The sequence below is a fragment of the Bradyrhizobium sp. I1.14.4 genome (assembly GCF_050435825.1).
Lineage (GTDB): Bacteria > Pseudomonadota > Alphaproteobacteria > Rhizobiales > Xanthobacteraceae > Bradyrhizobium.
Map to the genome: position 1 here is coordinate 73,380 of NZ_JBNDLA010000020.1, position 24,649 is coordinate 98,028.

Consider the following 24,649-nt stretch of genomic DNA (forward strand, 5'->3'; position numbering starts at 1 on the left):
CTCCTCCCGGTATGTGCGTGAAACCGCCTTCAGGATTCGATCGTTTCGCGATAGGCGGTCTTCCATCCCCAGGCGCCTGAGCCGTAGCCGCGCTTCACCACACGTTCCCTGTAGATCTGGGCGATGATCTCGCCGTCACCGGCGAGCAACGATTTGGTGGAGCACATCTCGGCGCAGAGCGGCAATTTCCCTTCGGCGAGGCGATTGGCCCCATACTTCTCGTACTCCTCCTTGCTGCCGTCGGCCTCCGGGCCGCCGGCGCAGAACGTGCATTTGTCCATCTTGCCGCGGGAGCCGAAATTGCCGACCTTCGGATATTGCGGCGCACCGAACGGACACGCATAGAAGCAATAGCCGCAGCCGATGCACAGATCCTTGGAATGAAGCACGACACCGTCCGCGGTCGTGTAGAAGCAGTTCACCGGGCAGACCGCCGCGCAGGGCGCGTCGGTGCAGTGCATGCAGGCCATGGAGATCGATCGCTCCCCCGGCTTGCCGTCGTTGATGGTGACGACGCGGCGCCGGTTGATGCCCCAGGGGACCTCGTGCTCGTTCTTGCAGGCGGTCACGCAGGCATTGCACTCGATGCAGCGGTCGGCGTCGCAGAGGAATTTCATCCGAGCCATGTGCGTTGCTCCTCTAGGCTGCGACGATCTGGCAGAGAGTGACCTTGGTCTCCTGCATATTGGTTGCAGGATCATAGCCATAGGTCGTGATCGTATTGGCGCTCTCGCCAAGCACGATCGGATCGGTTCCCTTCGGGTAATTGCCACGAAGGTCCTTGCCCGCGAGCCAGCCGCCGAAATGGAAAGGCATCCAGGCAACGCCCTTCCCGACCCGTTCGGTCACCAGCGCCTTCATTCTGGCACGCGAGTTGTTTTCAGCGCCGCTCACCCAGACCCAGCCGCCATCCTTGATGCCGCGATCGGCGGCATCGGCGGGGCTGATCTCGATAAACATGTCCTGCTGGAGTTCGGCAAGCCAGGGATTGGTTCGCGTCTCTTCGCCGCCGCCCTCGTATTCGACCAGGCGGCCCGAGGAGAGGATGAGCGGGAATTGCTTGGCAATCCCCTTCTCCACCGCGGCCTTCTGCACGGAGAACCCGATGTTGGGCATGCGGAACTGCTTGGCATCGGGCAGCGTCGGATATTTCGCGACCAGATCGACACGCGGCGTATAGATCGGCTCACGGTGAACCGGAATGGGATCCGGCAGACCGAACGCATTCATGCGCGCCTTGCCATTGCCGTAAGGCACGCAACCATGCATCAGTGCGACGCGCTGAATGCCGCCCGAAAGGTCCAGCGACCACGACACAGCGTCGGGGGTGGCCGGATTGATCCTGTTGATCGTGGCCATCTCCGCTTCCGTTAGATCCTTGTCCCAGCCGAGCTTCTTGAGGCTCGCCAGCGTGAATTCCGGATAGCCGTCCTTGATTTCCGAATCCTTCGAATAGGACCCGTCGGCAAGCAGGCTGACCTTCCGCGTCGTGCCGTCGGCCAGCTTCTCCTCACGTTCGATGCCAAAGCGCGGCCGGAACGTGCCGCCGCCATCCATCACGCCGAGATTTGTATTGTAGAGCAGCGGCGTGCCCGGATGCCTGACCTCCGGCGAGCCCCAGCACGGCCAGGGCAGGCCGTAATAGTCGCCGCCGACTTCCGGATCGTCCTTCGGAGCCCGCATCGTCAGCATGTCGAACTTCGCCTGGTTCTTCATATGGGCCTTGAGACGCTCGGGCGATTGCCCGCAATAGCCGGTCGACCAGCTGCCGCGATTCATTTCGCGCAGGATGTCCTCGGCCTCGGGCAGATTGTTCTCGACCTTGATGTTCTTGAACATCTTGTCGGCGAAGCCGAACTTCCTTGCCAGCAGATAGGTGACCTCGAGGTCGTCCTTGGATTCGAAGATCGGCTTCACGATCTGCTCACCCCACTGCAGCGAGCGGTTCGAGGCGACGCGGGACCCCTTGCACTCGAACTGGGTGGCGACCGGGAGAATGTAGAGGCCGTCCTTGCGCCCGGCTTCCACCGCGAGCGAGGCCCAGGTGGTCGGATGCGGGTCGGCGATGACAAGCAGGTCGAGCGCCTTCAGGCCCTTCAGGGATTCCGGAATTCGGGTGATGCTGTTGCTGGCGTGTCCCTGCACGAACACCGCCCGCACATTGTCTTTCTGCGCGACCTGGTCTTTCGGCAGCGTCACCGCCTCGAACCAGCGGGTCAGCGGGATGCCGGGCGCTTCCATGATCTGCTTGGAGTCGAAGCGCGACTTCAGGAAGTCATAGTCGACTTCCCAAACGCGCGACCAGTGCTTCCACGCTCCCTCGGCGAGCCCGTAGTAGAACGGCAGCGTGACGATATCGAGCCCGACGTCGGTCGCGCCCTGCACGTTGTCGTGGCCGCGGAAGATGTTGGCGCCCATGCCCGGTCCGCCGACATTTCCGGTCATCAGGAGCAGGATACAACTCGCCCGCACATTGGCGGTGCCGACCGTCTTCTGAGTCTGACCCATGGCCCAGATCAGCGTCGACGGCTTTTCCGTTGCGAACATCTTGGCGACGCGCTTGAGCTGTTCGCCGGGAATGCCGGTAACGCGCTCGACCTCCTCCGGATTCCATTTTTCGACCTCCTTGCGGAGATCATCGAAACCGTAGACGCGCTGCCGGATGAATTCCTTGTCCTCCCAGCCGTTCTGCAGGATGTGCCACATCATACCGTAGAGCACCGGGATGTCGGTGCCCGGCCGCATGCGGACATATTCGGTCGCGTGCGCCGCGGTTCGCGTCAGACGGGGGTCGATGACGATGAAGTTGGCCTTCTGGAGCTCCTTGCCCTCAAGCAGATGCTGCAACGAGACCGGATGCGCCTCGGCCGGATTGCCGCCCATGATCATCTGGGTCTTGGCGTTACGGATGTCGTTATAGCTGTTTGTCATCGCGCCGTAGCCCCAGGTGTTGGCCACGCCGGTGACGGTCGTCGAATGACAGATGCGCGCCTGATGGTCGGTGTTGTTGGTGCCCCAGAACGCGCCGAGCTTGCGGAACAGGTAGGAACCTTCGTTGGTCATCTTGGCCGATCCGAGCCAATAGACGGAATCGGGACCCGACTTCTCGCGCACCTCCAGCAGCTTGTCGCCGATCTCGTTGATCGCGGTCTCCCAGGAGACCCGGGTCCACTGCCCGCCCACGAGCTTCATCGGATAGCGCAGCCGCCGCTCGCTGTGCACGAGCTCGCGCACCGAGGCGCCTTTGGCGCAATGCGATCCGCGATTGATCGGGGAATCCCAGGTCGGCTCCTGGCCGATCCATACGCCGTTCAGCACTTCCGCGGTCACGGTGCAACCAACCGAGCAGTGCGTGCAGATGCTCTTGCGCGCCGTCGCTCCCGCGGTGAGCGGACCCGCGGCGGCAGCCTCCGCCTTGCGGACGTTGCCGAGGGGCAGCGTGCTGAGCGCAGCAAGCGTGCCGCCGGCGAGACCGGACCGGCGCAGGAACGTGCGGCGGTCGAGCCCACCGGTCTGCCCGGACAGGAGGGTCGCGACGGATCCACGTCGGTCGGAATCGGAACGCTGTGTTCTCCTGATCAGCATGGCCGCCTCCCTCAGCGCGGATAGCGATTGACGCGATAATACGCCTTCACGTGTTCGGTTTCTTTGTAGCGCGCCTTGCGCTTTTCAGCGTCGGTCTCGCTGTCGGCCTGCGCTGGCGCGATCAAGGGGGTTGCCAGCGTGGCGCCCGCGCCGACCGTGCCGATTCCGACCTTGCGAAGGAAGTCGCGGCGGCCTGCCGTCATTTTCTTCTCGTCGCTCATTGCACCTCTCCTGGACCGGGCAGCCCATCAATTGGCGAATTCGAACGCCTCTGTTTCAATCTCCAAAAACACGCATCCCAGCGCCCCGACCGCTCGATAGAATTTGGCGCTTTCGGCCTTCGTCATGTCGGCGAACAAACGTCCGATCCAGCGGGACACATGCTTCTCGAAGAAGGCGCGCTGTGCTGCGAGCGACGCCGGGAAGCGACCAGCCACAAGGCCTGCCATGATCTCGCACAGCGTCGCCGCGTGGTCCTCGGGTTCTGGATTACTCTCAATCCGCTCAATGCCGAGCGCGGCCAGATCGTCGCGAAGTCGCGACAGCGGGCGCTCGTTGAGGAATCCGGTTAGATAGTAGGAAGCATAGGGCAGCAGCTCGCCGCGCCCGACGCCGACGAACAGGTCAAAGAATTCGCGTTCGACCTCGGTTGCGACCGCCATCGAAGCAGAATCCGCAAGAGCGGAGTGGGCGCGCCCAAGCGGCGTCACATCGCCGCTCAGTTGCGCGATCTGCTCAAGGAAGGCTTGCGACGGCGCCGACGAGAGCAGGGTCGCAAGCAGTGCGTATTCCTGCGCGCGTCCGGCTTCGATCGGATCAATGTCCGAGATCGCAAGGTCGCTATAGAGATCGGGACGAAGAATTTTTCGCGAGACGCCCGTCGCGATTTCGACCGCAATCACGCGTTGCACCGGCACCCGATTCCAGTTCGACACCGAGGGCTGGGCAATACCGATTTTCCGGGCTAGCTGGGCTACGCCTCCGGCAGCATCGATGGCACGTTCAAGGCCCGCATCGCGCACGCCGCCCTCCCATCTTAGGGGCCAAGCGCTTGATTGCGTTTGCTTAACAAAGACTAGTCGGGTGCTTGGAAGCGGTCAATCGATGTGCATAGCCTACGGCTATAGCATTTGGTCGCAGCCTATCGAGGCAGCGCGCCGCCATGCGTGCGCCGCCGAACGCCAGCCTCTTCGCCCGCGCCGGGCAGTTGCGGTGCAGCGGAGATTGGGGGCAATTCCGCGGTTGCGGACCCATCGGACCGTGTGAGATCCGCGCGCGCCTTCACCGAATTTGGTGCTTGCGCCAAATCGTCGACAGCAGCAGCAGTCGGTCGCATGGCGTCTTCCGCAGTCTCTTCGATCGAATTGGTCGCGTTCTCGGCGACCTGCACGAGGTCCCCGACAACGCGGCGGACGAGTGCGTCAAGCTGCTCGGCCGAATAGTCCAGCGGACCGAAGCCCGGCATGGCGGTCGGGTCGTTGAAGTCCCAGGCGTTTTCCGCCAGCCCAATGAAATCGCGAATGGCAGGATCGGCACTCCAGGCCCGGCGAAGCGCCGCACGGCTCAACTCCTGAGGAATGCCCTTGCGAAGGAAGGCCGAGACGTCGGTCGCGGCATCAATGGATTCGATGGGTGGCAGGCTCGACAAGTCCACCTCGGTGGGACAGGGCTCCGCCACGTCAGGGCCGGCCACCGCCGGCACATTCGCCTCAGCGGGTTGTTCGGGTCTTGGTTCAGCCTGGCCGTCCCTCGACGCCTGCTTGCGTCGCGACCAGCGCGCTAGAAAATCGTCTTCGCTCATTCGTGCCCACCTTCATGGCGCCGCTGCGCCAGCGCCTCCGGATCGGCGCGGCTCCGCTCGCGCTTGAAGAACTCCTTCTCGACGTGGTGCTCGGCGATGAAATCTTCAATCGCCTGGCGCAGCACCTCGGGCATCGGTACCGCTTCGACGAGATTGGCACCGGCCGCCGTGAACGCCTCGCCTTCGGCAGGATCCGCCGTGACCACGGAAAGGAGGTAGGGCGAGGCTCCCTCGGCAGGGCTCAACACGATCCAGATGCTGGGCGCTCCGGAGGTGAGATTGTCGCGGTAGCGATCGGTTTCCGAGCGGTAGAGATCGACTGTCGCGCTGCCGGCGTAAAACAGCGTCACGCCATCCTGCTCGCGGATCACCGTCCACGGCGTCATCTCCGGCTCGTCCGGCAGCACCCCGACGCCGCGCCAGACGACGTCGATCCACGGTGAATCCGCTCTGCGGCGCTCGACCACGACGCCGACGGAGATGCGGACCAGCGGCTCGGCGACGGGGCTCATGTCACAGCCTCCAGACGCTTGATTGGCAGTCCCGTCAGCAAGTTCTGCGGCTTCATCCGGACGATCTGAGCGGACGTCATTGCAAGGATCAGATAGGCCGGCATGCGCCCCGCGGCGTCAACGATCAGTCCGGGATCCGCAAAGCTCAGTCGAAACAACGCCAGCACACGCCCCGCGGACCGGTCGTCGAGGGATTCGCCTTGCCAAAGCCGGTCACCGATGCCGGTCGCCTCGGAATCCAGGCCCACATACCAGGTGAGCTCGGCGTTGCGCATTTCGGTCAGAGGCTCGATCGCCACGTCGATCCCGAGCAGATGCGAGATCCAGCGCCGCATTGCGGCGGCCAGCGAGGCCTGCCCACGCCCTCCGCCGGTCAGATCAAGCGCCATATCGAACTGGTCACTACGTTGCCAATAGCTGTCGGCGTTCTCCTCGCCGAGAACGTCGAGTTCGCTATCGCTCGTCGCACCCAGCATGGACATCAGCGACAGCACCGGCGTCGGGCTGCGCCCGCCAAGGATTTCCTCGTCCCCCAGCAGCAGCAAATGCTCGTGCGGCAGGATCCGTTGCGGCCGAAAGAACAACTCGGCTGCGCGCAGCTGAAACGGATCCTCGCAGCGATCAAACGCATTGCGCAGGATCACATGCACCAACTGGTTCATGAACAGCGGCGGTAGATTGACCGAATCTGAACGAACCGTTGCGAGATAGGCGGCCTCCAGCGTCGGATGGCGCAGCAGGAGGTCACGAAATGCCAGCACGAATTGCCAATTTTCCCGCGCATCGGCATCGCCGATCGCGGCCACCTCCTTGTCACCGACCGGGAGGCGCGGATCGGCCAGCAATTGCCGGTGCAAGCGACGCTCGACCGCGCACGCGTCATCCGGCGGCATCAGCTCGGGGCGCGCGAAATAGGCCTTCAGGTATTCATCCGTGACAACGAGCCCGCCGCTCGCGTTGCGATCGAGCAGATGGTGGCCGCAGGCGATCCAGAAATCCTTCATCGCCAAATCTTTCATCGCCGCGGCTCCTTGCTCATGTCGGCAAGATTGAGGTCGCCGCCGGGCTCGACGTCATCCTGCACTTCCATGAACGAGAACGCCTTGCCGTGCCCCTGCCCCTCGCGCAGCCGCAAGCTTCGGAAGGACTCGTGAACCTCGCCGTCGCGCACCGAGCGGTGGACGGCAATCAGCGTGCTAATCGGATGAGCACAGAGCGATTGCGCAAAGGCTATCTCCTCTTCCGCCGCGACGCGCGCAGTTGCAAGATCCGGCGCGCCGAACCGTTCGACCAGCCGCTTTGCAAGCAGCTCCACCAGCGCGCGGCGATCGTCCATGGTCGCAGGAACGATCTGCGCCAGCGTCGACCAGCCCCAGGATTGCACTCCGAGAAAACCGCCGCGGAACGCGGAACGGTCCTTGCCGTCCAGTTGCGCCAAATCGCGATCAAGGAAGCGGAACGCGCCCGACACCGCCCATTCGCCGGGCTCCGCGGGCGCGTCGAATACGAACGTGTCGGACGGATCGAGCGCAATGGTGCGCAACAGCTTCACCGGCGCGGCCCTCCGAGCTTCGGATCGAGCCACGAGGGCGATAGCAGGCATCTCCTCAAATCGCGCCGCTCGGTCTCATCTGCGCCAACCCGGCGCATCAGAAGATCGCCGTTGTCAGCGATCGCGCGAGAGGTCTGCGGTTCGTCCGTCAGCCGGTTCAGGAATTCGCGTGCGACGGCGTCAGAACCGTCGACTTGCCAGGTTTCGGTCGCGAGCATCAGGTGCCGCGCAAAGCTTTCCGTGATCTGAACCGCGCCGGCCTCGCCAAAGCCCTCCTGGTCGAGCGCCGACGCAAGTGGATGGACGCCCGCCTCAGCCTCGGTCATCGCAACCGTCCGGATCATGGCACCGAACACCAACCAGCGTGGCGGCTCATCCTCTTTCGAGGACGATGGCCAGCCAAGCCGGCCGCCACCGACCAGCCCGCCGTCGACACGGACCGCATCCGGCCAGTCGATGGCGACCTCCTTGTTCGGCGGTGCATAGGCGCGCAAGGCGTCGGTCAATGCCACCATGGCGGCATAAAAAGCGCGGCGCGCGGTGCGCAAGGGCTCGCCGGGTTCGAGCACGACGGCGAACTCGGCTAGATCGAAGCGCCCGACAAAGGTCAGCGTACCTGCCCCGCTTTCCTCCGCGATATCGACGGCATGGGCGAAGGCATCGCGCGTCTCGCGCAGCCTCACGAGCGTGAACGGCGGAGGCAGCTCAACGGGCTCCAAGATCGATGAGCGGGTGCGGACGGTCGGCGACAGACGGACCTCCAGCTTCCATTTCTTCCCATGTGATAATAGCTTATCCGACCAACGGGGACGGCGCGAGTCCGCCCCCGCGTTCCCCGACCGCTTTGGGAGGTGAATAGCTGCGTATGCCGGATTCGCTAAAGACGATCCTGATCTGCTCGTGCGAAGACACGATGCGTCTCGACACCGCTACGATCAAGCGAGGATGTCGCAACAGCGAGATCACCGAATTCCGACACCTGTGCCGGGCCGAGCTGGATCGGTTTCGCGATGCAGCGAAGGTTGCGGGCCCGATGATCGTCGGCTGCACCCAGGAGGCGCCGCTGTTTGCCGATGCAATAGAGGGCCGCTCGGCAAGAACAGAGTTCGTCAACATCCGGGAGACCGCAGGATGGTCCCTGGAAGGGCGACAGGCGGGGCCGAAAATGGCAGGGCTGCTCGCTGCAGCGTCCGAACCTGTGCCGGCCTACCCGTTTGTCAGCTTGTCGAGCGAGGGCGTGATCCTGATCTATGGCCGCGACGACGTTGCGGTTGAAGCGGGCCAACTGCTGGCAGATCACCTCGACGTGACCGTCATGATCACGAGGCCAGCGCAGATTGCGCCACCAGCGACGACATCGTTCCCGATCGTCAGGGGAACGATTCGCAATGCCAATGGACATCTGGGCGCCTTCGAGCTTGTGATCGACGACTATGCCGCGTCTCGCCCCTCCTCGCGCGACGCGCTGCTGTTCGAGGCTCCGCGCAACGGCCTGACGTCGCGCTGCGACCTCATCCTGGACCTTTCCGGCGGGACGCCGCTTTTTCCCGCGCATGACCTGCGCGAAGGTTATCTCCGCGTCGACCCGGGAGACCCGCCCGCAATGCTGCGCGCGGTCCTCAAGGCACGCGATCTCGTCGGCAGTTTCGACAAGCCGAAATACGTCAACTTCACCGCAGAGCTCTGCGTGCATTCGCGGTCGAAGCTAACGGGGTGCCATCGCTGCCTCGATCTTTGCCCGACCGGGGCGATCACACCGGATGGCGATCACGTCAGGATCAATGCGGAGGTCTGCGCCGGATGCGGCCAATGCGCCGCGGCCTGTCCGACCGGCGCGGCAACCTATGCCCTGCCGCCAGCCGACGCGCTGTTGCACAAATTGCGCGCGATGCTCTTGTCCTATCACGCAGCCGGCGGCGCCAATGCCGTCGTCCTGCTCCACGACAGCCAGCACGGCACCGCGCTGATCGATGCGCTCGCCCGCCATGGCGACGGGCTTCCGGCCAGCGTGCTGCCGCTCGCGGTGAACGAGGTTACGCAGGTTGGACTCGAAGCTATCGTTGCTTGCTTCGCCTATGGTGCGGCGGGGATACGCTTTCTCCTTCGCGCAAAGCCGCGGCATGACGTCGCCGGCCTCTTCAAGACGATCGCGATGGCCGATGCGATTATCTCGGGACTTGGGTTTGCAGGACGCAGGGTCGAAGCAATCGAAACCGACGATCCGGACGCACTCGGCAAGACGCTCTGGTCAGTCGAGCCTGCGCCGACTGTCGAGCATCCCGCGACCTTCCGGACCGTCGGCAAACGGCGCGAACTGCTTCGCCTCGCGCTTCACGAGTTGCACCGCCTCGCTCCGTCGCCGGTCGACGTCATCGCTCTGCCCGAGGGCGCACCACTTGGCACGATCAGCGTCAATGTGGAAGGATGCACCTTATGTCTGTCGTGCGTGTCGGCTTGCCCGACCGGAGCGCTGCGCGACGATCCCGAACGCCCGGTGCTCAAATTCGTCGAAGATGCCTGCGTGCAGTGCGGTCTGTGCCAGAGCACGTGCCCGGAAAAGGTGATTACGCTCAAACCACAGATCGACTTCCGTGCCGCCATGGCCCCGGCGACGATCATCAAGGAGGAAGAGCCGGCGCTTTGCATCCGCTGCAACAAGCCGTTTGGCGTGAAGAGCACGATTGAGAAGATCGCGGCAAAACTCGAGGGCCGGCACTGGATGTATCCCGTCGGCGACAGGCGGCTCGATACGGTGAGAATGTGCGCTGATTGCCGCGTGATCGCCATGAGCGAGCAGCAGTTCGACCCGTTTGCCGGCGTGCCACAACGCGCGGCGCCTCGCACGACCGACGATTATCTGCGCGAACGGGAACCCAAGAATTAGAACCGATTCAATTGTGGGGAGCAGCACACCTAGGAAGGCGCACCATGTCTCATCTCACCAAAGCTCATTTTGCATTTATTGCCGTTGTAGTTGCCCTTGGCGCAGCGATGATGCCGGCGCCCGTCGAAGCCGCGCGCCTGTCGAAAGCCGACAAGGTCGCCCTGAAACAGGCGATCGTTGCCTGCAAGGCTGAAGCGAAGGGCAGGAAGGTCAAATGGCTCGCGCGCCGGAAATACGTGAACAATTGCGTCACCGAGGCCCTGAAGGAACATCCGAACGTCGACGTTGTTCGATTGATCAAGGAGCATCCAAACATAACGGACCTCCCGGTAGAGAAATGGCCAGGGTACTAGCTGCATAACGCTTGCGTAACGGGCCGCTACCGTCGCCCCGACGTCGCACGCCCCAGGAAATCCGTGAGCGCCTTGCGGTCCTCGACCGACCCGATCCGCTGCTCCGGCATTTTTGTGCCCGGCGTATAGGCATTCGGACCTAGCTCGAAGAGTCTTGCCACCGTTTCGGGAGTCCAGACGATATCCATCTTCGTCAACGCGTCGGAGAAGCGATATCCCGGCAACGTCGCGATCCTGCGACCATACAGGCCGTCGAGCGTGGGGCCGGCGCGCTGCGGCTCGTTCGCGGACAGCGTGTGACACGCAACACACGCCCTAAACACTCCGGCGCCACGATCTCCCGCATAGGCCGCCAGGGGATCGCTTTGCGCAGCCTGCGGCGGCGAGCCGATGGGATTGCCCGTCCGCGCGTTCCAGCGCCGGATCCTGCCGTCCGCGCCTCCCGTCAGCAACGTTGCATTGTCAGGCAGAAATGCCACCGACCAAACCGGCGCCCCTTGAGCGGCCAGCGATTGCACGATGCTCCGCGTCCTTCGGTCGATGACGGAAACTCCTCCGCCAATTTCCGTTGCCGCGATCAACGTGCCGTCCGTGGACATCGCCAACGCAACGATCGGGGTCGACCCGATCAATACCTCACCGGTCTCATGGCCGTCCGATGTCAGAAACCGTATGTTCGCGTCGCCTCCGCCCGTTATGATCTCACCGTCGGGCGCGACTGCCACGGCGTTGAGAGGTGACTGGAGCAGGACGACCTCCGGCGTTCCTGCCACCATCGGCCAGATTCTCAACTCGCGGTCGTAACCGACGCTGACCAGCGATTGTCCATCCGCAGAGAAGGCAACTCCGTTCACGTTCTGCGTATGCCCTTTCAGCACCTGCGACGCGCCGCCGACGAGTGACCAGACACGAACCATATGGTCCCACGATGCCGTGGCGAGCCGGGTTCCGTCCGGCGAGACGACGAGCGAAACGATTGGCGCCTGATGGCCCTCGAAAACCTGATCCGGCTGCTCCCGGCCGGATGTCCAGATCGCGATCCGCGCGTCGGCTCCGGCGGTCGCCATGCGTCCATCCTTCAGGAAGGTGACCGCATTTACCGCATCGGAGTGAAAACGGAGGACTTGCTCCGCGGATTGGGTCCTGAGTGACCATCGAATTGCTGATGTGTCGAAGCTGCCTGACAGAGCACTGTTGCCATCGCTCGAGATTGCAATCGCCCGAACGGGTCCGCCATGACCCGCGAGTTGACCTTGCGCCGGCGCTGAATCAAATGCCCACAGGGCGGCAACGACGCACAGATTTGAAAGCCAATTCATTGGCGGCTCGCGGGTCGGCGACGAGGCTGCCGTTGCCTTGCAGGATAGCTTGCACGCACTGACCAAGGTCAACGACAGGAGCCGTTGTTCGGTTTCCATGCTGCGCCGCGGGATTGGAACGGCCCCGCTACTCAATGCCGCAATGGCGTCTTGTCGGCTTGAACCGAGGGTTACCGGCTCCTATGCTGAACCGGAAGCGTCAGGGATGACGGCATGCAAATACGACCCAAAACGTATCTGCATTTCATTTCGCTGTGGCGATCACTTCGCAACTCGATTTTGCCACGCCATGGCGACGTGCCCCGTAAGACGTCACCATCGCTCGTTTTCGTCGCGGTCGTACTGGCGTTTCTCTTGGCTATCTTGGAGATCGATCTTCATCGAGGTAAATTGGAATCGCTTGGCTTACTCCGAAACCACGACTCGCCTCCAGCCGCCTTTTTAGGCCCGTAGCGTTCGTCGCCCGACCAGGTTTCAATCTGAAGCGCTCCTCAGCGTTGATCCTGGCTGCGGGTCGCTTCGCCCGACCGGTGGCTGGCTAGCGCGTCGTCTCTCTGGGGAAGACCAAGGACCGGTCATCAAAGTCCTCGGCCGGCAACTTGGCTGCACTGCGGGCGCCTTGCAGTTCTTGCAATGTCGCACTGCTCGCCATATCCGCCCGCCCGACCGCCGAGACCGAGTGTGAGCGCGGGATGACCAGCACCGCGATAAGAAGTGCGAAAGTGGTGACGACCGCTACCACCAGACCCTTCATGCGAAATCTCCGTTCGGTTGGAGCTGCCCCCGAAGAAGTTTTGCAGTGATCTGATTAGTGCTGACCGCAACGTCGCGATGTGAACCGCCTCACATGCCCTGGAAATTTTTCACCGAATCGCCTTTCGGGTTCCGCACGATTAAAGTCGACGGCAACGGCCTTGTACGCAAGGACGTGGCCGACAGCTCGTCCCCCGACATCAGCATTTTTCACCGTTGCGTTGAGGCTCAGGCAGCGGCGACCTCGTGGCCCGCCATGACTTCCAGCGCTCTCAGAATTGCAGAATGGTCCCAGTCTTTGCCGCCGAGGGCGGTACAGGCGTTGAACAGCTGCTGGGCTGAGGCCGTACCTGGCAGCGACAACCCTAGCGCCCGCGCGCCCTCCAGCGCGAGGTTGAGATCCTTCTGATGCAGCTCAATGCGAAAGCCCGGATCAAAGTTGCGCTTCAGCATGCGCTCGCCGTGCACTTCGAGGATCCGGGACGACGCAAAGCCACCCATCAACGCCTGGCGCACCAGCGCAGGGTCGGCGCCCGCCTTGGAAGCGAACAGCAAGGCCTCGCTCACCGCCTCGATGGTCAGCGCCACGATGATCTGGTTCGCAACCTTGGTGGTCTGGCCGTCGCCGTTGCCGCCGACATGCGTGACATTCTTGCCCATCGTTTCAAACACAGGCTTCATCGCATTGAACGCCCGCTCCCGCCCGCCAACCATGATGGTCAGGCTTGCGGCTTTGGCGCCAACCTCGCCGCCGGAAACCGGCGCGTCGAGATAGTCGGCCCCGAGCGCATCGATCTTCCGTGCAAACTCCTTCGTCGCCAGCGGCGAGATCGAGCTCATATCCGCCACGATCATGCCTTTGGAGACGCCCTCCGCGACGCCGCCGCTACCGAACAGCACCGCTTCCACATGCGGAGTGTCCGGCACCATGATGATCACGGCATCCGCTTCCTGCGCGACTTGCTTGCCGGACTCGCAAGCGACACCACCGTCCGCGATCAGCTCGGGCGGAAGCGGTGCGACGTCGTGCAGGAACAGGCGATAGCCGGCAGCCAGGAGATGGCTGGCCATCGGACGTCCCATAGTGCCGAGCCCGATGAATCCTATGTCTTTCATTGTTGTCGCTCCTGTCAGCCGAATTAGAGCGTTTTCCAGCGAAGTGGATACCGGTTCGCGCGAAGAAAACGCGTCAAGACAAAAATCCAGAGCTTCGTTCCGATTCAATCGGAACGGAAAACGCTCTAGGTCACGAAGGTCTGCGCGGCGTGCCAGGCGAGGCTCTCGAGCGTGCTCGTCCGTGGCTTGTATTCACATCCGATCCAGCCGCGATAACCGATGCTGTCGAGATGCTTGAACAGATAGGAATAGTTGATCTCGCCGGTCCCCGGCTCATAACGGCCCGGATTGTCGGCGAGCTGGACATGCGCGATCCGGCCGAGATGCTTCTGCAGGGTCCGCGCCAGGTCACCCTCCATGATCTGCATGTGATAGATATCGTACTGGATGAACAGGTTGGATGAGCGAACTTCGGAAATGAGCTGCGCCGCTTGTTCCGTTCCGCTCAGGAAGAAACCCGGAATATCGAGCGTGTTGATCGGTTCGATCAGGAGCTTGATGCCATGCCGGGCGAGCGCGTCAGCGGCGAAGCGCAGATTGGACACCAGGACTTCGCGCAGTTCCGCCGCATCCGCTCCGGCGGGAGCGATGCCAACCAGACAGTTCAGCTGCCGGCATTCCAGAGCCTTCGCGTAGTCGATCGCGCGCACCACGCCGTCGCGAAATTCATCGACCCGATTGCGCAGGATCGCAATGCCGCGCTCGCCAGTGGCCCAATTGCCGGCCGGAAGATTGTGCAGCACCTGGGTCAGCTCGGATCGCACCAACTCCTCCCGCAACTCGCTTTTGTCGAAGTCATAGGGGAAAAGATACTCGACCGCGTTGAAGCCGGCGGCTTTGGCGGCTGCGAACCGGTCGAGGAACGGCAGCTCGTTGAAGAGCATGGTAAGGTTGGCGGCGAATTGAGGCACGGGTGGTATCTCCACTTGAAGCGCTGAATGATGTCGTCAGGCCGGCAACAGCGTGCTGGATCGTGCTACGCTCGGCTCATCATCGAGCGGAACATCGAGCACTTCCTCGAACTCGACGATGTTGTCGATCTCCGTTCCCATCGCGATATTGGTGACCCGCTCGAGAATGAACTCGACCACCACGGGCACCCGGTGCTTCGCCATCAGCTCGCGCGCGGTCGCGAACGCGGCCTGTGCGTCGTTCGGATCCGTCACACGGATCGCCTTGCATCCCAGCCCCTCTGCGACGGCGACATGGTCGACACCGTAGCCGCCGATCTCCGGCGCGTTGATATTCTCGAACGAGAGCTGGACGTGATAGTCCATATCGAAGCCGCGCTGGGCCTGCCGGATCAGCCCGAGATATGAATTGTTCACGACGACGTGGATGTAGGGCAGATTGAACTGCGCGCCGACCGCGAGTTCCTCGATCAGGAACTGGAAGTCGTAATCACCCGACAGCGCGACAATGTCGCGGTTGGGATCGGCGGCGCGTACGCCGAGCGCGGCGGGCAGTGTCCAGCCGAGGGGACCGGCCTGTCCGGCGTTGATCCAGTTGCGCGGGCGATAGACGTTGAGGAACTGGGCACCCGCGATCTGCGACAGTCCGATCACGGTCACGTAGCACGTGTCGCGGCCGAAGGCCTTGTTCATTTCCTCGTAGACGCGCTGCGGCTTGATCGGGATGTTATCGAAGTGGCTCTTGCGCAGCATCGATCGCTTGCGGTCGCGACAGGCTGCGGGCCAGGCCTGCCGATCGCGCAGCTTCCCCGACTTCCGCCACTCCCGGGCGACGCTCACGAACATTTCCAGCGCGGCCTTGGCGTCCGATGCAATTCCGAGATCCGGATTGAAAACGCGTCCGATCTGTGTCGGCTCGATGTCGACATGCACGAATTTGCGACCCTTCGTGTAGGTCTCGATCGAACCGGTATGCCGGTTGGCCCAGCGGTTTCCGATGCCGAGCACGAAGTCGGATTCGAGCATCGTGGCGTTGGCGTAACGATGGCTGGTCTGCAAGCCGACCATGCCCGCCATCAACGCGTGATCGTCAGGAATGGCGCCCCACGCCATCAGCGTCGGGACGACCGGAACGTTGACCGCTTCGGCGAAGGCGACCAGGAGTTCTGATGCATCGGCGTTGATCACGCCGCCGCCAGCCACGATCAGCGGCCGCTCCGCGGCGTTGAGCATCTCGAGCGCCTTCTCGATCTGCTTGCGCGTCGCCGCCGGCTTGTAGACCGGCAACGGCGAATAGGTCTCGTCGTCGAACTCGATCTCGGCCAACTGCACATCGAGGGGAAGATCGATCAGCACCGGTCCCGGCCGCCCCGACCGCATGACATGGAACGCCTGGCTGAACACCCGCGGCACCAGCGCCGGCTCGCGCACGGTGACGGCCCATTTCGTCACCGGCTTTGCGATCGCTTCGATGTCGACGGCCTGGAAATCTTCCTTGTAGAGCCGCGCCCGCGGCGCCTGACCGGTGATGCAGAGGATCGGAATCGAATCCGCGATCGCCGAATAGAGGCCGGTGATCATATCGGTTCCGGCGGGGCCCGATGTGCCGATGCAAACGCCGATATTGCCTGCTGTCGCCCTGGTATAGCCTTCCGCCATATGCGAGGCACCTTCGACGTGCCGCGCCAGAATGTGCCGGATTGAGCCATTGCGCTTCAGCGCGGAGTAAAGCGGGTTGATCGCCGCGCCGGGAACGCCGAACGCGCAGGTGATCCCCTCGCGTTCGAGAATGCGCACTGCTGCATCCACTGCTCGCATTTTCATCTGATGATCCCGCTTCGCTATGAGTTGGCCTGAGCAGGATCATCAGGCCCGCGGCCATCGATCTCAACGCAATCGATGGGATTTTCCGCGCTGTGGCAACGCCCGTGATTTCTTGTATGTCTCCAAGTGATTAGCGCCAACGAAAAAATGGAAATCGGCAAGGACGAGAAAACCAGCAGGCCTCACGCCTGCTGCAGCGCGAGACCGCTCCCGCGAAGCTCTGCCGAGAGCTCGGCTGCGATCTGGTGCACGGTAGCGCCGATGTCCGGCAAGCGATCATCTGTCAGCCGATCCGCCATGCCCGATACCGAAATCGCGGCAAATGGCTCGCTGCAATCGTTGAAGACAACCGCGGCCACGCAGCGCAGGCCGAGCCGGGCCTCTTCGTCGTCCACCGCATAACCCTGACGCCGCACGGCCTCCAATTCCTTGAACAGCTCGCCCGGCCGAACAATCGACTTCTCCGTCAGGCGCGGCATGCCGCGGCAGCGGATGATCGCGTTGACGTCGGCATCGGAATACGCGGCCAGCACCGCTTTCCCCATTCCCGAAGCGATCATCGCGACGCGTCCGCCGACTTTGGTCAGCGAACGCATGATCTCCCGGCTTTCGATGCGGGATACGACAATGATGGATTCATCATCGACCACTGCAAGATTGGCCGTTTCCCGGGTCTGGTCGCGAAGCTTGCGCAGATAGGGCAATGCCCGCGCGGAAAAATTTCGCCGGCGCATGAAGGTCGAGCCGACCACGAAGCTTTGCGCACCGATGTGCCACTTGGATTCCTCGCGGTCGAACTGCACGAACCTGCGGTTCTCCAGGGTCGTCAGCAGCCGATGAGCCGTCGACGGCGGCAGGCCGATGCGGATCGCAAGATCGGTCAGCCGATAGCCTTCGTCATCCTCTGCGAGCGCTTCCACGATCTGCAGCGCGCGATCGACAGATTGAACGCCGCCGTCTCGCGCGTCGTGATCCGGCTGTGCGCGAAAATCGGGATCGGACGGCTTGCGCCGGATCGGCTCTCTTTTCATCACGACCTGCCCCTAACCGGTTGCGGTTCAGAACGAAATTGCTCGTCGAATGAGCACCAGAGTTGGTATATGGCATGCCAAATAGCTTTGAAGTCAAGGCGGCACGATTCGCGAATAGGTCAGCATCTTTGCCGTTTTCTCTGCAAATTGCATGGATTCTTTTGTTTGACTTCTGGAATAATGTATACCACGATTATTTGGTAACGGCCCAATCACGCAACCGGGAGGACGATGCCATGTACGTCGGGGACATCCTTCGCACCAACAGTGCGCACGTGGTGACGATCGGCTCGAACGAAACCGTGAGTATTGCGGCGAACCTGATGTACGCGAGCAATGTCGGCGCACTGGTGGTCAGGAACGTCTCGCGCAGCAAGGACGCCGCCGTGGTCGGAATGTTCAGCGAGCGCGACGTCGTCGCTGTGATCGCCGAGCGTGGCACCGGTGGTCTCGCCATGAAGGTCGCGCAGGTCATTTCGCCGCGGCCGCTGGTGTCCTGCAATTCGCAGGACAAGCTCACCGATGTCGAGCATCTCATGGCTCGTCACGGGATCCGCCATATCCCGGTCATCGACAACGGCCGGCTTGTCGGCGTCGTGAGCATGCGGGACATCGCCTTTGCTTTCGAGGAGGCCGCCTGCGCGGCCTGACAGACTTTCTCAAGGCCATTGCTACACGATCCGGTTCGAGCCGCTGCTGCGCGTGCCGTGCCCCCACTCTGCTCGCGAGGATTTCATGAAAATCTGCATCTACGGCGCCGGCGCTATCGGCGGCTATCTCGGTGTCGAACTTATGCGCGCTGGCGCCGATGTCAGCCTGGTCGCGCGGGGCGCGCATCTCGCCGCGATGCGACAGAATGGCTTGAAGCTCCTGATCGGCGAAGAGGAGCGCGTGGTGCATCCTCGCTGTACCGATAACCCCGGCGAACTCGGCGAGCAGGATTACGTCATCATTTGCCTCAAGGCACATTCGATCACCGGAGTCATCGAGCCCATGCGGCCGCTGCTGGGTGATCGGACCCGCATCGTCACCGCCGTCAACGGCATTCCCTATTGGTATTTCTACAAGCATGGCGGACGGCACGAAGGATCGACACTCGAGAGCATCGATCCGGGCGGACGGCAGTGGAACGAGCTCGACCCTGCGCGCGCCATCGGCTGCGTGGTGTATCCCGCCACCGAGATCGAAGCGCCGGGCGTGATCCGCCACGTCTACGGCAACAACTTTCCGCTGGGCGAGCCATCCGGCGAGATCACACCGGACGTCCAGAGACTTTCCGAGCTGTTCGCTGCGGCCGGCATGAAGGCGCCGGTCCTCGACCGCATCCGCGACGAGATTTGGCTCAAGCTGTGGGGCAATGTCTGTTTCAACCCGATCAGCGCCCTGACCCACGCGACCCTCGACGTGATCTGCAGCAATCCTGGCACGCGCGCACTGTCAAGAGCGATCATGCTGGAAGCCCAGGCGATCGCGGAAAGTCTCGGCGTCAAGTTCCGGGTCGATGTCGAGCGCCGCATCGAGGGTGCGCGCAAGGTCGGCGCGCACAAGACTTCGATGCTGCAGGATCTCGAGCGTGGACGTCCCGTCGAGATCGATCCGCTGATCACCGTGGTGCAGGAGATGGGCCGGATGACGGGAATTGCGACGCCCGCGCTCGACGCGGTGCTGGCCTTGGTCGCGCAGCGCACCAGGCTGGCGGGCCTCTATGATGGGGCGGCCGGCGCCGCCGAAACACAATCGCTTGCGGTGGCGTGATCCCGATGGCCAATGTTACACGCTGGGTCCGCTTCCGCCACCATACCGAAATCGGCTTCGGGCAACTCACCCCGTCCGGCATCTCCGTACACGCAGGAGAGATGTTCGGCGACACACGGCCGACCGGACGAACGCTGGCGCTGGACGATGTCGAGCTGCTGGCCCCGACCCAACCGAGCAAGATCATCGCGCTCTGGAACAATTTCCACGCCCTTGCGGCGAAGCTGAAATCACCCGAGCCGGCTGAACCGTTGTACCTGTTGAAAGCCCCGACCAGCGTCACCGCACCTGACGCCGTCATCAGGCGCCCAGTGGGCTACGATGGCAAGACGACCTACGAAGGCGAGCTCGGCATTGTCATCGGCAAGAGCTGCACCGCGGTCGCGCCCGAACAGGCCGACGCCTTCATCTTCGGTTATACCTGCACCAACGACGTCACCGCCGCAGACATTCTCAATCGCGATCCGACCTTCCCGCAATGGGCGCGGGCCAAAGGCTTCGATGGATATGGCCCCTTCGGTCCCGTTATTGCCTCAGGCCTCGACCCCGCAAACCTTGTGGTGCGCACCATCCTCAACGGTGTGGAGCGTCAGAACTACCCGATTGCGGACATGATCTTCAGTGCGCAGGCGCTGGTCAGCAAGATCTCGTACGACATGACGCTGTTGCCAGGCGACCTCATCTGCTGCGGGACATCGATCGGCGTCGGGGTGATGAAGGAGCCCGTCAATACGGTCACCGTCGCGATCGACGGAATCGGCGAGTTGACCAACGAATTTCGTCAGTAGGCGGCTGCAGGACGACAGACTGACGCCGGACCAAACGACCAACACTTCTTTTGGGAGCGCACATGATCTCCAGCACGAAACCGGTATCGTCGCCCGGAGGCTTCCGCTGGCTTCAGCTAGCGATCGGCATCGTCTGCATGGCGATGATCGCCAACCTGCAATACGGCTGGACGCTGTTCGTTGATCCCATCGACGCGAAGTTTCACTGGGGTCGTCCGGCCATCCAGCTCGCCTTCACGATCTTCGTGATGACCGAGACGTGGCTTGTGCCGGTGGAAGCCTGGTTCGTGGACAAATACGGCCCCCGCATCGTCATCATGTTCGGCGGGCTGATGATCGGATTGGCCTGGGTGCTGAACTCATACGCCTCTTCTCTCGTCACGCTTTATGCAGCAGCTGTCGTCGCGGGCATTGGCGCGGGCGCCGTCTACGGCACTTGCGTCGGTAATGCGCTGAAATGGTTTCCGGACCGGCGCGGGCTGGCCGCAGGCGCGACCGCCGCGGGGTTCGGCGCCGGCGCAGCGCTCACTGTCGTGCCGATCGCCAACATGATTGCCGCCAGCGGCTACCAAAGCACCTTCCTGACGTTCGGAATCGGGCAAGGCCTCATAGTTCTCCTGCTGGCCTGGTTCGTTCGCGCGCCGCATGGCGTCGAGGCCCCCAGGAGAAAGCATCTCAATCTGCCGCAAAGCGCGATCGACTACACACCGCCCCAGGTGCTGCGCACTCCGATCTTCTGGGTCATGTACGTGGTGTTCGTCATGGTGGCTTCGGGCGGGTTGATGACCGCCGCGCAAATCGGGCCGATCGCCCATGACTTCAAGATCGCCGAGACGCCAGTCACCCTGGCGGGCTTCCAGATGGCGGCGCTGACCTTTGCCATCTCGCTCGATCGTGTCTTCGACGGTTTCGGTCGCCCGTTCTTTGGCTGGGCCTCCGACACCATCGGCCGCGAGCACACGATGTTTATCGCGTTCGCAACCGCGGCGCTGATGTTGCTGACGCTGTCCGCCTACGGCCACATTCCGGTTGTTTTCGTGCTGGCAACGGCGATCTATTTCGGGGTCTTCGGCGAAATCTACAGCCTGTTTCCTGCGACGTCGGGCGACACGTTCGGCGCCAAATACGCAACCACCAACAACGGCATGCTCTACACGGCGAAGGGCACGGCGGCGCTGCTCGTGCCGCTCGCGAGTATCATCTCCTCCCAGCTCGGCTGGCAGGCCGTGTTCATCGTCGCGGTTGCGCTCAATGCCACCGCGGCCCTTACGGCCTTGTTGGTGATCAAGCCGATGCGGCGCGCGTTCATTCTCGGCAATGAAACTGCGGCAAACGCTGCAGTCGCTCGCGCAACGGCCCTCCCCGCTGACGGCGATCGACTTGAGGCACCGGTGTCTTACGACCGTCTCAAGAAGGCGCCATAACACCAGACCTATTGGCCGGAGCGCAAACGATTGAACGACAAATGGACGGACGTGCGGGCTCGGACGGCGCTCCGGAATATCTTCGATGCTGCCATCGCCAGCTGCGATCCAAGGCTAACCATTGCGCGCGCCTTGCCGGCCAAGCCGAAGGGCAGATGCATCGTCGTCGGCGCTGGCAAGGCTTCGGCCGCGATGGCGGCTGGCCTCGACGCGGCCTGGCCCGATGTCGACCTTTCAGGCGTCGTGGTGACACGCCACGACCATTCAGTCCCCGCGGGCCGCATCGAAGTGCTCGAGGCGTCTCACCCCGTGCCGGATGACACGAGCAAGGCCGCCGCCCTTCGCATGCTCAGCGCCGTTCAGGGGCTTTCAGCGGATGATCTCGTCATCGCTCTGATGTCCGGCGGCGGCTCGGCCCTGATGACCCTTCCTGCATCCCCGATGACCCTTGCCGACAAGCAGGCGCTCAACCGGGCACTGCTTGCAAGCGGCGCAACGATTGCCGAGATGAACGTCGTCCGCAAACATCTGTCCGCGATCAAGGGCGGCCGGCTGGCGCTCGCCGCCCGCCCCGCCCGCGTCACGACCCTCGTGATATCAGATATTCCCGGCGACGATCCCGGCGCGATTGGCTCCGGTCCCTCGCTGCCGGACAGCAGCACAAGAGCCGATGCGCGGGAGATCGTTGGCCGGTTTGCAACCGACCTGCCGGACGCGGCGCGGCTTATCCTCGAGCAAGCCGACGAGACCCCAAAGCCCGGCGAGATCGACACCGATGTCCGCATCCTCGCGGCGCCGTTCCATGCGCTTGATGCTGCGGCCAGCGCCGCGCGGGATGAAGGCCTGACCCCGATCACCCTTGGAGACGCGATCGAAGGCGAGGCACGCGAACTCGGAACCGTGATGGCGGGCATCGCCCGGTCGGTCGCGAGGCATGCGCAGCCCGACCCTGCCCCTGCCGTGCTGCTGTCCGGCGGCGAGACGACGGTGACGATCGGACGCGGGCCGGCGGGGCGCGGCGGCCGCAACACCGAATTCCTGCTGGGGCTTGTCATCGCCCTGTCCGGTGCATCCGATATCTGGGCGATTGCCGGAGACAGCGACGGTATTGATGGAACGGAAGATGCGGCTGGAGCTTTGATCAGTCCGGATACGCTGCGGCGGGCCGCCGCCAATCGCCTGGACGCACGGGCCTATCTGGCAGCCCATGACAGCTACACGTTCTTCGACCGCCTTGGAGACCTCGTGCGCACCGGGCCAACGCTTACGAACGTCAACGATATCCGCGCTGTGCTGATTGCAGCCGGCAAGCCAGCAATGAGGTGACCCATGCGTCGTCATCGACGGGCCAAGATCGTCGCAACCGTCGGCCCCGCCAGCAGTTCCCCCGAGATGCTCAAGGCGCTGCTGCTGGCAGGCGTCGATACGTTTCGTCTGAACTTCAGCCATGGAACCCAGAGCGACCACGCAAGCATCCATGCCGCGATCCGAAGGCTGGAACAGGAAGTCAGCCGTCCGATCGGCATTCTGATGGACCTCCAGGGTCCGAAGATCCGCGTCGGCACCTTGCGAGATGGAAAGATTACCGCGGTGACAGGCGAGACCATTCGGTTCGTTCTGTCCGGATCGGATGGCGACCGATTCTCAATTCCCCTCCCGCATCGGGAAATCTTTGCGGCCGTAGCTCCTGGCCACGACCTTTTGATCGACGACGGCAGGGTCCGCGTTCGCGTCACCGGGCTGGGTGACGATTTCATCGAAGCCAAGGTGATTGTCGGGGGTGCGATCTCGAACCACAAGGGAATCAATCTACCGGGGACGGTCCTCGATCTTTCACCGCTCACCACGAAGGACCGCCTCGATCTGGAGTTCGGCCTGAAACTCGGCTTCGATTGGGTCGCCTTGTCATTCGTGCAGAAGCCCTCCGATATCATCGAGGCGAGAGGCCTCATCGGGGACCGCGCCGGCCTGATGGCCAAGATCGAGAAGCCTGCTGCGCTCGAACGGATCGACGATATCATCCAGTTGTGCGACGCCATCATGGTTGCGCGGGGAGATCTCGGCGTCGAAATTCCGCATGAGGACGTGCCGGGGCGTCAGAAGGAACTGGTACGCGCGTGCCGGCTTGCCGTGAAGCCCGTGATCGTCGCCACGCAAATGCTGGATTCCATGGTCACCGCCCCTACGCCGACACGTGCGGAAGTCTCCGACGTTGCGACCGCCATCTATGATGGCGCAGACGCGGTGATGCTGTCAGCGGAATCGGCGACGGGCCGCTATCCGCACGAGGCGGTCGAGATGATGGACCGCATCATCCGCAGCACGGAACAGCACAAGATGTACCGCTCCATCATCGAGGCGACCCAGCCCGGCGAAGAGCAAACGCCGCCGCATGCCGTTGCAACGGCGGCCGCCGACCTCGCCTCCGTCGTCCGCGCCGCAGCCATCGTGGCCTATACTTCAAGCGGAACCACTGCCGCACGCGTAGCGCGCAAGCGCCCGAGCCGCCCGATCCTCGCCATCACCCCAAGCCGCGAAGTCTCCCGCCGCTTGTGCCTGCTTTGGGGTGCCCATAGTGTTCTTTCCGACGACGTTCAGAGCTATGAGGAGATGGTCGAGCGCGCGACTGCATTCGCGCGTGCAGAGCAGTTTGCATCAAGCCGAGATCTTCTGGTCGTGGTCGCCGGCATCCCCTTTGGGAAGGCGGGAACAACAAACAATCTGCGCGTTGTTTCGCTTCCCTGACAGAACCATCGGATCAGCGCAGACGTGACGATCGATGCCGAGAGTGGCTTTGATCCGTACCAGAATAACCGCTACTGCAAGGATTATCACAAGGGCCTCCGCGCCGGCCTCGGACCGAAGGCCGAGCTGATCGTGGCCCAGGCCTCCTACGAGCTCGCCGACCCGACAATCGGCTCGCAGATCGTCCAGCTCACGGCCGCCGCACAATCGATCCGCAAGGTCTACGAGCTCGGCTGGAAGCCGCTGCACGTGATTGGCGGCACGATGGCATCGGTCGAATCCATCCCGAAGCCCGC

Annotated in this window: 23 protein-coding genes; 8 read left to right on the forward strand and 15 right to left on the reverse strand. The window is 63.0% G+C overall.

The genetic code is table 11. From position 1 onward, the window contains the following. Nucleotides 1-29: 29 nt before the first annotated feature. The 9 genes from fdh3B to ABIB78_RS29410 all read right to left on the reverse strand — a co-directional run bounded on the left by fdh3B (nt 30) and on the right by ABIB78_RS29410 (nt 8,169). Nucleotides 30-626, reverse strand: a complete 597-nt coding sequence (fdh3B, locus tag ABIB78_RS29370; protein ID WP_429030820.1) for a formate dehydrogenase FDH3 subunit beta — start codon at nt 624-626, stop codon at nt 30-32. Between the two features lie 13 nt (nt 627-639). Beyond that, nucleotides 640-3,585, reverse strand: coding sequence for a formate dehydrogenase subunit alpha (locus ABIB78_RS29375; protein WP_429030822.1), 2,946 nt, complete (start codon nt 3,583-3,585; stop codon nt 640-642). 11 nt (nt 3,586-3,596) lie between these two features. Beyond that, nucleotides 3,597-3,806 carry a twin-arginine translocation signal domain-containing protein gene (locus tag ABIB78_RS29380; protein ID WP_429030824.1) on the reverse strand — a complete coding sequence of 70 codons (210 nt, stop codon included), beginning with the start codon at nt 3,804-3,806 and terminating at the stop codon, nt 3,597-3,599. A 27-nt stretch (nt 3,807-3,833) separates the two neighbouring features. Then, on the reverse strand, nt 3,834-4,607 hold the full coding sequence (locus tag ABIB78_RS29385) for a Cro/CI family transcriptional regulator (RefSeq protein ID WP_429030826.1): 774 nt from the start codon (nt 4,605-4,607) through the stop codon (nt 3,834-3,836). A 119-nt stretch (nt 4,608-4,726) separates the two neighbouring features. Beyond that, the gene (locus ABIB78_RS29390; protein ID WP_429030829.1) at nt 4,727-5,386 is read right to left on the reverse strand and encodes a DUF3306 domain-containing protein; all 660 of its coding nucleotides are present in this window, start codon (nt 5,384-5,386) and stop codon (nt 4,727-4,729) included. Continuing rightward, nucleotides 5,383-5,898 (reverse strand): DUF3305 domain-containing protein, encoded by a 516-nt coding sequence (locus ABIB78_RS29395; RefSeq protein WP_429030831.1) that lies wholly within the window; start codon nt 5,896-5,898, stop codon nt 5,383-5,385. Before ABIB78_RS29395 ends, ABIB78_RS29390 begins: the two co-directional genes overlap by 4 nt. Continuing rightward, a complete protein-coding gene (locus ABIB78_RS29400) occupies nt 5,895-6,902 on the reverse strand; it encodes a DUF6352 family protein (protein WP_429030929.1) in 1,008 nt (335 codons plus the stop codon). The genes ABIB78_RS29395 and ABIB78_RS29400 overlap by 4 nt, the downstream gene beginning before the upstream one ends. Nucleotides 6,903-6,913: 11 nt before the next feature. Continuing rightward, on the reverse strand, nt 6,914-7,450 hold the full coding sequence (locus tag ABIB78_RS29405; RefSeq protein WP_429030833.1) for a DUF6505 family protein: 537 nt from the start codon (nt 7,448-7,450) through the stop codon (nt 6,914-6,916). Beyond that, a complete protein-coding gene (locus tag ABIB78_RS29410; RefSeq protein WP_429030836.1) occupies nt 7,447-8,169 on the reverse strand; it encodes a biotin/lipoate--protein ligase family protein in 723 nt (240 codons plus the stop codon). The genes ABIB78_RS29405 and ABIB78_RS29410 overlap by 4 nt, the downstream gene beginning before the upstream one ends. A gap of 194 nt (nt 8,170-8,363) precedes the next feature. Here ABIB78_RS29410 and ABIB78_RS29415 point away from each other — a divergent pair, with 194 nt between their 5' ends. Together ABIB78_RS29415 and ABIB78_RS29420 are read left to right on the forward strand one after the other, a co-directional pair. Further along, a complete protein-coding gene (locus ABIB78_RS29415) occupies nt 8,364-10,334 on the forward strand; it encodes a 4Fe-4S binding protein (RefSeq protein ID WP_429030931.1) in 1,971 nt (656 codons plus the stop codon). 44 nt (nt 10,335-10,378) lie between these two features. After that, a complete protein-coding gene (locus ABIB78_RS29420) occupies nt 10,379-10,687 on the forward strand; it encodes a hypothetical protein (protein ID WP_429030838.1) in 309 nt (102 codons plus the stop codon). Nucleotides 10,688-10,713: 26 nt separating this feature from the next. Here the strand turns inward: ABIB78_RS29420 and ABIB78_RS29425 are convergent, their stop codons facing one another. From ABIB78_RS29425 to ABIB78_RS29450, 6 genes are all read right to left on the reverse strand, one after another. Further along, on the reverse strand, nt 10,714-12,006 hold the full coding sequence (locus ABIB78_RS29425; RefSeq protein WP_429030840.1) for a c-type cytochrome: 1,293 nt from the start codon (nt 12,004-12,006) through the stop codon (nt 10,714-10,716). 538 nt (nt 12,007-12,544) lie between these two features. Then, complete coding sequence (locus ABIB78_RS29430; RefSeq protein WP_429030843.1) at nt 12,545-12,760, reverse strand: hypothetical protein; 216 nt, start codon at nt 12,758-12,760, stop codon at nt 12,545-12,547. A gap of 227 nt (nt 12,761-12,987) precedes the next feature. Beyond that, entirely contained in the window at nt 12,988-13,875 is an 888-nt protein-coding gene (locus tag ABIB78_RS29435) for a 2-hydroxy-3-oxopropionate reductase (protein WP_429030932.1), read from the reverse strand. 125 nt (nt 13,876-14,000) lie between these two features. Next, nucleotides 14,001-14,786, reverse strand: coding sequence for a hydroxypyruvate isomerase (gene hyi, locus ABIB78_RS29440; RefSeq protein ID WP_429030846.1), 786 nt, complete (start codon nt 14,784-14,786; stop codon nt 14,001-14,003). 36 nt (nt 14,787-14,822) lie between these two features. Beyond that, entirely contained in the window at nt 14,823-16,610 is a 1,788-nt protein-coding gene (gene gcl / locus ABIB78_RS29445) for a glyoxylate carboligase (protein WP_429030847.1), read from the reverse strand. Between the two features lie 182 nt (nt 16,611-16,792). Then, nucleotides 16,793-17,641, reverse strand: coding sequence for an IclR family transcriptional regulator (locus ABIB78_RS29450; RefSeq protein WP_429030849.1), 849 nt, complete (start codon nt 17,639-17,641; stop codon nt 16,793-16,795). Nucleotides 17,642-17,877: 236 nt separating this feature from the next. Between ABIB78_RS29450 and ABIB78_RS29455 the strand changes: the two genes are divergently transcribed. The 6 genes from ABIB78_RS29455 (at nt 17,878) to pyk (ending at nt 24,353) form a co-directional block, all read left to right on the forward strand. Next, nucleotides 17,878-18,291 carry a CBS domain-containing protein gene (locus ABIB78_RS29455; protein WP_429030934.1) on the forward strand — a complete coding sequence of 138 codons (414 nt, stop codon included), beginning with the start codon at nt 17,878-17,880 and terminating at the stop codon, nt 18,289-18,291. Nucleotides 18,292-18,376: 85 nt separating this feature from the next. Next, nucleotides 18,377-19,396: a 2-dehydropantoate 2-reductase gene (locus ABIB78_RS29460; RefSeq protein WP_429030851.1), complete on the forward strand. Its 1,020-nt coding sequence runs from the start codon at nt 18,377-18,379 to the stop codon at nt 19,394-19,396. A 5-nt stretch (nt 19,397-19,401) separates the two neighbouring features. Continuing rightward, complete coding sequence (locus ABIB78_RS29465) at nt 19,402-20,184, forward strand: fumarylacetoacetate hydrolase family protein (protein WP_429030853.1); 783 nt, start codon at nt 19,402-19,404, stop codon at nt 20,182-20,184. A 62-nt stretch (nt 20,185-20,246) separates the two neighbouring features. Next, nucleotides 20,247-21,608, forward strand: coding sequence for an oxalate/formate MFS antiporter (gene oxlT, locus ABIB78_RS29470; RefSeq protein ID WP_429030856.1), 1,362 nt, complete (start codon nt 20,247-20,249; stop codon nt 21,606-21,608). Between the two features lie 30 nt (nt 21,609-21,638). After that, the gene (locus ABIB78_RS29475) at nt 21,639-22,934 is read left to right on the forward strand and encodes a glycerate kinase type-2 family protein (RefSeq protein WP_429030859.1); all 1,296 of its coding nucleotides are present in this window, start codon (nt 21,639-21,641) and stop codon (nt 22,932-22,934) included. Between the two features lie 3 nt (nt 22,935-22,937). Next, nucleotides 22,938-24,353: a pyruvate kinase gene (gene pyk, locus ABIB78_RS29480; protein WP_429030862.1), complete on the forward strand. Its 1,416-nt coding sequence runs from the start codon at nt 22,938-22,940 to the stop codon at nt 24,351-24,353. The last annotated feature ends 296 nt before the right edge of the window (nt 24,354-24,649 follow it).